The following is a 12,342-nucleotide window of genomic DNA, read 5'->3' on the forward strand; positions in this document are numbered from 1 at the left end:
TTCAACCTCCGTATTTCGCCTCGACCCCTTTTCTTATCCTATCTATCTCTTCATCCGTGAAGTCTTTCCTATCTTTACCCTCACGCTGCATAACGTCAAAAATCTCAAGACCGACTAATGACGCAATTGTCAGGCTTTTACAACCAGCGCAGGGTGAAAAACGCAGTGCTTCTTCGAGATGATACCTATACTGCTCGGTTTTGTCTTTCAGGTAGTCCGGTGCGGTATCCGCAACCGTCATCTTCTTACCCTCGACCTTCTTAGTATCTGGGAGCAACCCGCCTTTCGGAAGAACGGAATCCAAAAACCGACCTCTCCCTAACTTTAGTCGCTCGGGTAAAAGCTGGTCTATCAGCCTCACGCCCTGTTCTCCTTCTTTTTTCTGTCCTCTATGTCTTAATAGCGGCATGTTACACCTGTGGGCGCAAAAGAGTGCGCCACATAAATTTGTTCATGGAGATATAGTAAACTATCCCAAATGTCATAAGTGTTACGGCTTCTCTCCACGGCATCACTGCGATCACCAGCATATAAATTGTGATGATCTCCATCACCGCAACCCTTGTTAGCTCTTTTCCGTGATTCCAGACACGCTGAACTGTTAGCAAATACACCAGGTAAAACATTACCATTGCTCCTGCAAACACATAGAATTTCATGTTGATCAGTAACAGCACAGCAATCCCGGCAAGCTTGAATGAACTTAAGAGTGCAGCTTTGCCTGGGTACAAGAAACCTTTCTCAACCTTCGCACCAAGATACCGCAGTAAATTCGCCTCATCTGCCTCTAAATCCTTAAGCTCTCCCTCATAAGCGATTTGGTAGAGTATCGTCAGTCCCATGTAAACCATCACCAGCCCACCAAGATAAGTGAAGGTGCTTGCAGACATGAAATAAACCCACAGCCACAGACCGAGGTAGCACAGCGTCAGTGGAATGGATTTTAGTATTGAGGTTTTGCCCAGCCCGTCGTTATACGCATGCCCTGCGGAGTAGAACAGCAGCAGTCCTGATATTGATAATACCGGGTTGGCTGCATAGTAGTATGAGATCGCGGCTCCAAAGATCGAGAATATGAGTAAACCCCAATGAATTACCCTGTCTGCCTGCGCGATTGTTATTCTTCCCGAGACGAGGGGAAAGTGTTGTTTATTCTTGTCTTTTGAATCGTAGCCTGTTTTAAAATCAATCAGACTGTTGTGCCCATAAGATAGCCAGTGAATTAAAAGCGCGTAAACTCCTATGAGTAGCCCGAAGCAGGAGAATACGCGCCCTCCACCAACATGATACGCTACGAGCATGGTGATGATTGTGGCAGGAGCTGTGTGCGCTCTTGCCAACTGTAAATAATCTTTCAGAGCCATGCCATCGACTCCTTAACGAACATAATTATATAAATAAGCCCAAGCCCCGCGTAAAATACTAACCACGACCTGTTATTTTCAAATCTCGTGTTTTCTTTTTCCAGACCCTCAAAGAATAGAATAGTAAGCGGCACCAGAAGTAGCATAACTGGCGCGTAGGCAAATGCATATATATACATTAACATAGAAACGGCTGCAGCGTATTTGGTGAATCCCTTTACCCCATAGGTATTTGGTATTGTCTTTATGTTAAAGTTGCGGTCTGCATCTATGTCCGGGATGTCCTTGCTTCCCTGGTATGCCAGGCAGTAGAGGAATGCAAAGATTGCATATACCCACGCGTGGTTAATATCACCATAAATGCTGAATACTGCAATGACGGGTAAGAACCCTCTTGAGACTGATACCCACGCGATATTTAAAAATGGGTTTACTCTCCTGGGACTGAATGGTGAGAGGGAGTAAAAGACTGAGAAGAAGATCAGTATAAGTACGATTAACCCGAACCCCATCCCTGTAATGAATGCTCTCCCGATAGCAAATATCGCAAGGAGCCATGCTATCCCCATGGCTTCGTCTTTGCTCACCGCGCCCCTTGGGATTGCGCGATATGGCTTGGCTAATTTATCAAGCTCGCTGTCTGCGCTTTGGTTGATAACCTGTCCGGTGGCTTGAGCTGCAGCAAGGGTTATTCCTGCGTATATGGCGGTCTTGATATGCTCGGCTGTTATCGCATCAAAACTAACGGCAGCCAGCACGCCAAATAATCCCGCAAGTAAAGGAGCAAGCAATGTCGCCGGTCTTACAAGCAGCACCCATGATGTAAATTTATCCCCGAATATTTTTTGCAGTACAGGGTACTTTTTCTTGATTCCGCCGTATTCTATTTCAGGCGTAAGTCTATCCACCCTATTCCCCGCCCCTCGCCTGCTTAACCCTCTTTAGAATAGCGTTTGATACAGCTCTCTTCACTACCTCCCCGCCGTCGGCTATACTTTCGTTTACTGTTTTCCTGAGATCCTTTCTCAAGTCTTCTTTGATTTTATCAGGATCGATGATCCCAAAACCAAATATGCTTTTTTCTTCTTTTGGCATGTTACGCTGCCTTCCCGCCTGCGTGCTGCAGGTGCGACTTGAGAATATCCCAGGTAATCATACCGTACCCATCGCTGTTGTTCTTGGTCTTGCTGGTATGGAGTTTCATAGCTTCCTTCACCATATCCACCGAAAGTGTTATTCCCTGCTGGGCATACATCTGCCTGGCGCATGATAAGATGCCCGATACATGGGGTGTTGCCATGCTTGTGCCTGAAATGCTGGCGTACTTAAACTGCCCCGGTGACTGTGCGTCTATCAAACCTACCGTGCCGCTATTATGCACAATAATACCGTTTGCTACAAGCGTGTGGTTTTTAATTCCTTCTACATCATATAAACTATTAATTTCTACTTCTTGTATTTCAGTAATGATGGGGTCTACTGGAATAACACTTTTGATCTCAGATACGATTTCTGTTTTCTTTTGATGTATTTCTTCTTCCCAATACCTCAATACTTTCCACCCCAATTCCCTTAATCTTTTATTAATATATGCATCTCTACCCCTTACTTTGGGTTTATTGTGCCAGTAATCCCCATCAGCGTATATGGCAATTTTTAAATCCGGTATGGCAAAATCTGCAACCGTGGCATAGTCCCCTAAATCAATTAGATACTGCGAGGTATATTTTATATTAAGCTCTTTAAGAATTGCTTCGAGTAGTGTTTCAATAATTGTTCTTTTTTCACGACTCTGTAGTGTTTTCAATCCTTTCGCACTAATTATTTTATGCCAATCACTTCCATATTCCTTCTCTAATTTTTCCCATCCTTTTTTATATAGAGTTATAAAAAACCCAGATCGCCTCTTATCATCATAAGAACATTTTCTGGAACAATAAACACGTTTTAATCTTTTAGGTACAGTGAATATATCTAAACATACTGGACATACCCTTTCCTCCATAACCATGCCTTTGGCTGCTTTTATTTTAGCTATTGCGTCTTTGGTGTGGTGTTTACCATAAAAAGGGTTTTTTTCTCCTAATACATCTTCTGATTTGAACTGGGTGCATGGTGAAAAGGGTTTTCCCATCTGTGCTTTATACCGACACCGTCTCGAACAGTATTTTGCAGTCTTGAAATGGGCTGGCGTGACGTATCTTTTATTACCACATACCTCACAAATAATTTCCTTGCCTCCTCTATAATTAGGGTTGTTTTCTCCTACCAGCCGCTCGCTGCCCATCATGCCCTGGCTTATAGTAACATTGACTGGCACTTTACAGGCATCGTCTGTTTTATCATAAGAAAGCAAATGATCCCCTATATGTAGATCCTTGACCCTTACCCAGATGTTTTTTTGTTCTTTTTCTACTAGAAATTTATGATCTTCCGATGCATCTATAATATGTCCTTCATTAGTTTTAATCCGATATACTTTCTCGTCTTCTCTGCGCGGTCTTTTTGCTACTAACCCAACCATGTCTACCTCAAATTGCTGTTTTTCAACATTATAATTAATAATCTGATCCCCTTTTTTTATAAACTTAATCTGTTTGTATCCAGCCATAGTAAGTATCCGTGTATAATAACTTAAACAATCTATCCTGTATCCGGGCGCTATTACATCTGGTTTTGTGAGACCGTCTCCTTTCGTAGGTCCTCTCGATGAAAAATCTGCAAGCTTGTTGTTGATAGTATCCCATGCGCCTACTGTCAGGGCTTTTTCTACGCTTCCCGGCGAACCTACAGACTGCGCGCCTGGACCTGAGTTGCCCGCGGCTACAACAGGAATAATGTTGTGCTCAACAAGTTTATTTATAGCCTCAGCCTCCGGGTTCTCAGCGTCAGGCGGCGCTTCGTTTGACCCAAGTGACATCGAGACTATGTCCGCACCTATCTCTATCGCCATAGACATTGCTTTGAGTATATCTGAGGTTGAGCCCATGCCGACAACGTAGCCGAGCGACTGAATACTTATCAGCGTGGTATCCGGAGCCATACCTTCTACTTGCGCGTTATAGGCATGATCTAATTGATAACTTCCCGCTATAGTCGTGCTCACATGGGTGCCATGTCCGTTATTATCATAACCCAGCATCCCTTTTTCTGGCGCTGCTGTACGGGTGATGAAACGCCTTGCCTGTGGATGACTTGCGCGAATTCCGGTGTCGATAACGACAACCTTGACCCCTTTGCCTGTGAACCCTTCCTGGTTGGCTTTATCCGCGCCTATCACGCGCTTGGTATAATATGTTGTGGTAAACTGCTTCCCGCGCCTGTCTGTAAATACCCCGTCCTGGAATGCATACTTGATGAGGTCCGGGTACATCTTCTCAACTTTTACGCTTTCAGATAAGTCTTCAACGAGATCTGCGATCAGGGGTATAGATACCATGTTAAACATTCGTATCTTCTTTAATCCAAATAGAGATGTCATGCCTTGAAAATCGAGGAGGTGTGGTAGATTAAAGGACTTGCGGATTTCCTGCAGTTCAGTTATGAGTGAGTCAAAGAGGTTTTCTTTGGATTTTATAATTACAGGGGTTATAATACCACGCCTATATTTAGTCATTAATCCTTGTGTTAGTGCGCGCCTGAGCATAGTCCACCTGTAATTATACATACTCCAATTATGTTTAAAAGGTTTTTGTACTTTTCAACCTCGCAATCCGATCAATATAGTTGCAATGAATGTAATGATGAGGATTATAAAAGATGTACATAACCACAACCGACTATTATTATTGCCTCTGCCCCATGATATGTACTCCCATACACGTTCGTGAAAATAATACAAAACTATTCTTATTATATGAAAACTCAATGTAACTGCTGCCGCGCTTTCCCACTTGTTTGTGAAACTATATGTGAGCGGCAGCAGGATGATAACTCCCAGAATGCGCCAGGTAAAAGATTTTGTCCAGCTTCGTATTTTTAAATCTATTATGTTCGGCATTTCTTACCTCATAGTTTTGACTGTATTATTATGGGTTTAAACTCCTCGAACCTAACGTCTTCGGTTACCGCTTTTTCAATTATTTCAACCGGATAATTTAAATCTACTGTCTTCCATCTACCCATCCTCCCCTTGAATATAAGGGCTGTGGATACCAACCCCATTTCCTCAAACTCTATGAGTATGTCTGTGACTCTTCTTTGTGTTAGTTTGTCAATACCAATAATTGTTACAATGTTATTATATTGTATATATATAGTCCCTGTTGTTGGCAACTCTGTGTCTCCTTTTTTCTTTCTTGCTTTTATATCTCTAGCTATCGCAAGAACAACAGCTTTCCCCTGCCCCGGTAAAGTTCTTATTATATTTGCTGCCCCCTCAAATTCAATCGTCTCTCTGGCTTTTTTGATATGCTCTTCTGTTATTTTCTGTGCTGATTCTTTTTCTGCTATCGCGGCTGCTATACCCAGCATCTGTATTGCTCGCCTAGCATCGCCGTGTTCCTGTGCAGCATACGCAGCGCATAACGGGATTACGGTACTTTCATACGTATTTTCATATAGTCCTGCAGCAGTGCGTTCGTTTAAAATATCTCTTAACTGGTTCGCGTTATAAGGAGGAAATATCAACTTATCAATACACGCAAACGAACTCTGCATCCCAGCGTCTAAATTTTGTGGGTATGTTATTTTATTCGATATGAATACAACTGAAATCTTTTTTTCCCCGAGATTACAATTTTCTTCTGGGCGCAAGAAAAAATCTAAAAAAGAGTTGCAGTCTTGTTTTATATTTTGTACTTCATCTAATATAAATAGAAAATGTTTTTGACTCATTTTCAATATATATTCGTAAATGCTGGAATAAATTTTTGTGTCTGTATGCCCTTTTTGATCACCCAACCCCAGAGCTTTACCGACTGTATTTATAGCGCTGTATTCGGTACGTGCTTCTCTTAATTTTATATACCATACTTGCACATTCTTACTGGTTTTCAGTTGATCAGCTACATATCTAACTGTTAAGGTCTTCCCCGTACCAGCGACACCATAAATAATACTATTTCTCATAAGTTTTTGTGTAAGCGGCCCGAGTATTTGGTATTCAAGATCTTTAATTTGTTTTTCTCTATGTCGAATCGTTGTAGGAAAATATGAGTTTGTAAATACCGAAGCGTCTTTGATCAAAGGAATCCCTCATTCCTTAAGAAGTGTATCTATTCTATTATACTTTTTGGTTTATGTATCCCGTAACGGTTTTCCTTAGGAAGCTTCGGAAGTGTGGAGGGGAGAGAGGGACCACATTTCCGAAGGAACTTTGGTTTTTCTCTCCCTTAGATACCCACTCATATAATATTTGAAGAATAATACACTATCCACTCAACCGACTACTTTGTCGTTTCATCTATATAAACGTTTTGTAGAACTGCTGAAATAATTTATATAAGTATATCCTATCTATAATTCTATTCTATCCTATGTTATTACTGTTAGTAATACTTCCTTCGGAAATCATATTTTGGTTGGAGCTAAAGTATAGAGTTCCTTCGGAAATGGGGAGTCTCCGTCCCCAACAATCGTCGATATTAATTTCGTTAATTGTCGATTATTTCGTTGATTGTCGATTAACCCTTCGACAATTATACACCCCCCGTCATTTCCTATGGAACTTTAAAAGATGTCTGGGCGAATACTCCTCAGAAGCGAATAGTTCCATAGGAAATGGGGTGTGTCTTACAAACACTCTTACAAGACCTCTTATAAAAACTCTTAAATACATTGTAAGACTCTCTATAAGAGCATGACACTCGAGCACAACGAACCAGAAGGTACATGGATTCCTTTATGTGATTTATGTAACTGGAAGGGCGAGACGCACCCAGAGCAGGGCAAAGCACAGGCGGAATATCAGCGCCATTGTAAAACACCCGAACACAAAAAGAATAAACAAAACGCTGCAGATGAGGCGTTAGGCGGAGCAGGTAGAGGGGAGACCCCATTAGGAGAAGAGAAGCAGCCCCCAAAACTCATAGAAAAAGAGAGTATGTTCGGGGCGCCCGCGATAGAAACACTCTCTGAGGAAGAAACCGTCCTGTTTTATGGGGAAGAAGGGATCCAGAAGCTAAAGCGAGTGAAGCTTGATAAGCTACTCACCATAATGCCAAAAATGTCCTCCAATATTAAAACATGGGTTATGACCCAGTATGATCAGGACAATGCCGCGCAGACAGACTATAATGCTCTGTACATGCTTCTCATAAGCTCACAAATTGACCCCAGGTTTGCGCAGCGGGTGGTACAGAACGTCATAACCCTGGAGCAGAAACTGCGCGCCCTGCTCCAGCAAAGACTGCAGCAAAACACACCATTCTTTTCACCATTGCAGCCGCAGGGAGGGCAGCCGAATGCTCAGCCGTTTTTTGTAGTCACACCAGAGGGCAGGATACAGCAGATGCCACAATTCTTTAACCCAACAAACACAGGCGCGCCGAACCCCAGTCCAGGGGGGCTGGTATTTATGCAGCCGCAACCCAAAGAAGATCTGAGGATGGAGAGGGTTGAAAAAGCTATCGAGGGTCTGGCAGCAAAGATAGAAACTTTACAGAAACCCGAACCGAAAGAAGAGAAAGATGTTGAGGAAATGATAGAGGAAGCTGTATTCAAGGCAACGGAAAAACCACAGATATCAAAAGAGGACGTTTCAGAGATCGTCACAAAAGCAATACAAAACCAAATAACAGAAAAAGAACGTGAAAGCTCTATGAACCGGCTAACCTCAGCGATGGAGACTTTAAGCGGGGAGGTTAGAGAACTCAAGCACCGACCCCCCTCAGCACCGATGCCCAAGAACATAAGCGAGGAAGGCTCGTTGGAAGGTAAAAAGCTAGACATAATCGGCAGCAAACTCGGCGACATTCACGATACTACAAAAATAGCACTGGGATATTTAATGGGACCGGAAGGCAAACCCCCAGCAAAAAGAACCGGGAAGGATCTAACGGAACTGGATGAAAATTTGGAAAAGATAGCACAGACAGTATAGGAGGAAATATATGGTAGAGAAAGGAATATTTGGCGCACTAATACCCGATGTGGAAGAGCGTGTGAACAAGCGCATGAACGAACTCTCGGATAAGCTGACAAAAGCCACAGGCGAGATGTCAAAAGAGATCAAGGACGCAATCGCGCCGCTCATCAAAGCTCTTGATACGAACACAATGAGAGTGGAGTTGTATACAGAGGAGTCGAAAAAGCTCCGGGAATCGATTGATAAGCTGACCGAAGTGATTAGGAGCACCAAAAAAAAGGGACAGTAAACAATGTACAGCTTCTGGAAGGTCGTAATATTCTATAGTTTTATATTTATAGTTCTTATCTCATCCGGCATCCAGAATAGTTTGACAAAAGCGATCATCGGGGCATATATTATAGCGCACCTGATTTTCGGACCGCTTGACTGGTATTTTTTAATTGCAAAATGCGATCGAACATTAACCAAACTCTGTATTCTACCCATATGCAAAATGAAGATTAAATGCCCGTATGTAAATGATGGTAAACTTATTGGCTTAAAAAAGTAGGTGAAAAATGGCTAAATCAATAATGTGTCTAAGTAGCAAAGGCGGCGTTGGAAAGACCCTCGTGGGAGTAAACCTCGCTCTGGCACTCGCCAAAACCCATCGCGTTGCACTCATCGATTTGGATATAGACTCAAGCAACGTTGGCGGTCTCCTCGGGCTTGAAGGAGATATAGATATAGACCTTGAGAAACGGAAGATGATACCGCGAGACTATATGGTAGGCGAAAACGCGATGAAAGTATTTGCCATGAGCCTCTACCTGCAAAAAGCAGATCAGGGAATAACTATGCCTGATAGCCAGAGGAGGCAATTTATCAGGGAAGCGATACTCAACACCGAATATGGTGAACTTGAATTTAAGATATTTGATATGCCCGGGGGAACGTCTGTTGAATTCTTAAGCCTTGCCACTTATATACCCGACTGTAGCGCAATAATAGTCACCCAACCCAACCAGAGCGAGGATGTTAATAGGACAGTTGATGTATGCAACCATTACAAAATAAAGATTTTAGGGATAGTCGAGAACATGAGCGGCTCATGGATGCATGGCGCACCCGTTATGTGCCAGCATTGTAATGAGGAATTCGCACCATTCGGTAAAAACACAGTACCTGAGAAGTACCCGAACATTCCATTTTTTGGACGAATTCCACTCTGCGAAGAGATATTCGAGACCCACCCACCAACAATCCCAAACGAGTTCGGTGTATTAGAAAACATTTTGAAGGCGGTGCAATAATGGACACCGACATCCTCAAAAAAAGAATAAGTTTTGCAGGAAAGCTGACAAAATTTTTCTACAACTACTTCAATTCAAAACTGGACTTGAAAAAACTCCAGGAAACCTACAAAGCCGATAAGGGCAGGATAACACGTCTTGACCTCACAGATATTAATGTATCCATCCACTTCAGGTTGAAGAACGGCAAATTTGAGATTCTTAAGAATGTTAATAAACCGGACAACATCATCTTAGCACCAAGCGATATGTATTTCAGTCTGTTTGAAAAAGAACATGACGCCATAATCCAGGAAATGATGACACGGTGGAGATTCGGGGAAATAAGTTTTTTCGGAGAAACAGCCATGGCAGACTTTAAACTATTCATAAAAGCCATTAAAGACCTAAAGGACTCGCTGCCGAAAATCAAACAAGAAGCGGTGCTACAGTCAGCCTAAAAACGTTTTTTATCCACCGGGTGTTCACGTTCTGTTTTGCTACTACGCCACTCTAAAAGAACCTCGCGCCATGTCATTTCACCCTTAGCTTCGATTATTTTCTTATAAACATTATCATCGAGGGGTACATGAACTGTAGTTACCATTTCTTTCTCTTACTTATTAAGTTACTAAGTAAGATTATTTATTTATAAATGCTTCGCTAATCTATAACAACACAAGTTAAAATGTTACATCTATTGCAAATAAGTTAAAGGAGGATTTTAAATGCCAATGGAAGCCGGCAAGAATATACAACAGAATATGAAAGACCGCTTTACAGCCTTTCGCGACACCATAAAAGCTGAAAAAGAGCTTGTAATGGGCATCGTGGGAGACGTGAAAAAGAGGGTTATAGATGGAGAAGAGCTGACATACATCCAGACAAGGGGAATACCAGGAACCCGAGGTGGGCTATCTGATGTGCCCCTTGCACTTGTCATCGGAAGTACGGACGTGGTAACAGAAGGCGGCACGAAGCAGGCGAAGATCACCCGAAGATGGATGAAGAGGTAAAACATGGCACTAATGGATAAAGTTGAAGAATTCCGTGAAAAAGCACGGGCAAAAGCATCTGAAGTCAGGGTAAAGGCAGGCTTAGAACCTGAACCGGTGTTTTTCAGCAAGGAACCAATCACAGAGCGCATCAAAAGCTTCCGCGAGAAGCGAATGGCTGGAGCAGCAGCAACAACACCGCCGTCCCCAGAGCCTACAGGGAATAGACATAGAGTCGCGGCACCTAAAATGATCGTGTGAGGAGGATAAAATGCCAAAAATAGTAGAATATAGAAAAGAAGAGCTCTTGGCGGCGGAAGATGAAATATTTGAAGGTGAGTGGGACAGGTTCGTAACCCGGCACTTCAAGCAGAGAGAAGTGATAGACATTTTCCAGGACAACAAGGAACAGATTAAAGAAGCATGCAGGATCGCAAAATACCAGCTCGAATCCCCATTCGGCGGCGCGAATGCAGGCACCAACGAATTCGGCTGGATGCCTATAATGCCGAACTTCATCCTTGCGACCGCTGCACCCACATACGCAACAGGAACATGGGTACAGTACCTGACAACCGCAAACGTATCAAGCAGGTGGATCAACTGGCTTGGGTCCAGCAGCTCAAAGATCAAACTGAGCAAGTATGCAACCATGATAATGATAGCCATTCACGAACCGGAAGAGGTATCAAAGGTTGCTGGGCTGGTCGCAAACATCAAAGGCAGAGATTACCCCATTTGGTACTTTGATGACGTGATGATGGAACAGGATTACAAGATATTTGAGTTACCTGACCCTATCGTAGTGGAGAAAGAACAGGAGTTCTACATCCGCCAGCTTGTCATGCGTGCAGGAAGATCACAGTTGCGACCCATTGGCGTGTACTTCGCCAAAGGCGACCACATGAGGGACGAGAGCGCATACGCGAAGATTTAAAACCACACAATATACCGCAGCGTAACCATCGATACACAACAGAAGGATGGTAAAACTATGGATACAAACAGAATCGAAAGTAAATTCCTCAAGGAAAACCAGCTTGTCGGATTGGGGTTTCCAATTCAGGGCTTTGTTTTCCTTCGCTGCACTGGCGTTGAAACGTTAATCTACCACGATTATGTTGAATCTCCCGCCAGCATTGCAGCAGATGCATTTGAAGATCAGGCGAGACTGCCGATAGCGGCGTACAACATAGACAACTTATTGAAGGTCGAAGATTGCGACCACGTTTACCAGGTGTTCATGGGATGGTCACCGGGCGCGGTCAGGCAGTACCTGTACTATCCCATGGAAACATCCCGGCGCAACCTCGATGTCAAGTCCATCTACCAGAAATCACCCTTCGGGTATGTGGAAGGGTTTGATTCAACGAAAGACCAGCCGGGACCTGACACTGAGCTATTCATCCCGAATGACGTGGATGTGGCATTTGCATGGTGGAATCCACTGAGCACCGCGGAAACGGTTAGCATGAATATCCTGATCCGCAGGATGCAGGTTGATGTACTCAGGGATGCAGACCTGATAGATCGGATACTGAAAGGACAGCAGCCGTGCAGGCTGGTATCACTCGGCGGGATTGAAAGCTCCTTTAACTACGATGCAATGGGAGTATTTGATGTTGATTTCGTGAAACTCGGTGCAGCACGAGAGGAAATAGATAAAGCTGTGGCATAAAGGA

Annotated in this window: 15 protein-coding genes; 8 read left to right on the forward strand and 7 right to left on the reverse strand. The window is 43.3% G+C overall.

Annotated elements, in window-relative coordinates; genetic code table 11:
- Position 1: 1 nt before the first annotated feature.
- From Q8J68_RS07845 to Q8J68_RS07870, 7 genes are read right to left on the reverse strand one after another with little or no spacing between them, the layout of a single operon-like run.
- Entirely contained in the window at positions 2-361 is a 360-nt protein-coding gene (locus Q8J68_RS07845) for a hypothetical protein (protein WP_305310969.1), read from the reverse strand.
- A 49-nt stretch (positions 362-410) separates the two neighbouring features.
- Positions 411-1,364: a UbiA family prenyltransferase gene (locus Q8J68_RS07850; protein ID WP_305310970.1), complete on the reverse strand. Its 954-nt coding sequence runs from the start codon at positions 1,362-1,364 to the stop codon at positions 411-413.
- Entirely contained in the window at positions 1,355-2,272 is a 918-nt protein-coding gene (locus tag Q8J68_RS07855; protein WP_305310971.1) for a UbiA family prenyltransferase, read from the reverse strand. Before Q8J68_RS07855 ends, Q8J68_RS07850 begins: the two co-directional genes overlap by 10 nt.
- 1 nt (position 2,273) lies before the next feature.
- Positions 2,274-2,459, reverse strand: a complete 186-nt coding sequence (locus Q8J68_RS07860; protein WP_305310972.1) for a hypothetical protein — start codon at positions 2,457-2,459, stop codon at positions 2,274-2,276.
- Position 2,460: 1 nt separating this feature from the next.
- Positions 2,461-5,010, reverse strand: a complete 2,550-nt coding sequence (locus Q8J68_RS07865) for a S8 family serine peptidase (protein WP_305310973.1) — start codon at positions 5,008-5,010, stop codon at positions 2,461-2,463.
- Between the two features lie 54 nt (positions 5,011-5,064).
- Positions 5,065-5,364 carry a DUF2061 domain-containing protein gene (locus tag Q8J68_RS14980; RefSeq protein ID WP_370867619.1) on the reverse strand — a complete coding sequence of 100 codons (300 nt, stop codon included), beginning with the start codon at positions 5,362-5,364 and terminating at the stop codon, positions 5,065-5,067.
- Between the two features lie 8 nt (positions 5,365-5,372).
- Positions 5,373-6,551 carry a Cdc6/Cdc18 family protein gene (locus Q8J68_RS07870; RefSeq protein ID WP_305310974.1) on the reverse strand — a complete coding sequence of 393 codons (1,179 nt, stop codon included), beginning with the start codon at positions 6,549-6,551 and terminating at the stop codon, positions 5,373-5,375.
- 613 nt (positions 6,552-7,164) lie between these two features.
- On the opposite strand from Q8J68_RS07870, the gene Q8J68_RS07875 reads away from it, so the two are divergent.
- From Q8J68_RS07875 to Q8J68_RS07910, 8 genes are all read left to right on the forward strand, one after another.
- A complete protein-coding gene (locus tag Q8J68_RS07875) occupies positions 7,165-8,406 on the forward strand; it encodes a hypothetical protein (RefSeq protein WP_305310975.1) in 1,242 nt (413 codons plus the stop codon).
- Between the two features lie 10 nt (positions 8,407-8,416).
- A complete protein-coding gene (locus tag Q8J68_RS07880) occupies positions 8,417-8,680 on the forward strand; it encodes a hypothetical protein (protein ID WP_305310976.1) in 264 nt (87 codons plus the stop codon).
- A 271-nt stretch (positions 8,681-8,951) separates the two neighbouring features.
- A complete protein-coding gene (locus tag Q8J68_RS07885; RefSeq protein WP_305310977.1) occupies positions 8,952-9,686 on the forward strand; it encodes a P-loop NTPase in 735 nt (244 codons plus the stop codon).
- Positions 9,686-10,126: a hypothetical protein gene (locus Q8J68_RS07890; protein WP_305310978.1), complete on the forward strand. Its 441-nt coding sequence runs from the start codon at positions 9,686-9,688 to the stop codon at positions 10,124-10,126. The genes Q8J68_RS07885 and Q8J68_RS07890 overlap by 1 nt, the downstream gene beginning before the upstream one ends.
- A 267-nt stretch (positions 10,127-10,393) precedes the next feature.
- On the forward strand, positions 10,394-10,681 hold the full coding sequence (locus tag Q8J68_RS07895) for a hypothetical protein (protein ID WP_305310979.1): 288 nt from the start codon (positions 10,394-10,396) through the stop codon (positions 10,679-10,681).
- A 3-nt stretch (positions 10,682-10,684) separates the two neighbouring features.
- Positions 10,685-10,921, forward strand: a complete 237-nt coding sequence (locus tag Q8J68_RS07900) for a hypothetical protein (protein ID WP_305310980.1) — start codon at positions 10,685-10,687, stop codon at positions 10,919-10,921.
- A 10-nt stretch (positions 10,922-10,931) separates the two neighbouring features.
- Positions 10,932-11,597, forward strand: a complete 666-nt coding sequence (locus tag Q8J68_RS07905; protein ID WP_305310981.1) for a hypothetical protein — start codon at positions 10,932-10,934, stop codon at positions 11,595-11,597.
- Positions 11,598-11,654: 57 nt separating this feature from the next.
- Positions 11,655-12,338 carry a hypothetical protein gene (locus tag Q8J68_RS07910; RefSeq protein WP_305310982.1) on the forward strand — a complete coding sequence of 228 codons (684 nt, stop codon included), beginning with the start codon at positions 11,655-11,657 and terminating at the stop codon, positions 12,336-12,338.
- Positions 12,339-12,342: the final 4 nt, after the last annotated feature.

Origin of the sequence: Methanolobus sp., from assembly GCF_030682845.1 — an archaeon.
In the GTDB taxonomy this organism is placed as follows: Archaea; Halobacteriota; Methanosarcinia; order Methanosarcinales; family Methanosarcinaceae; genus Methanolobus.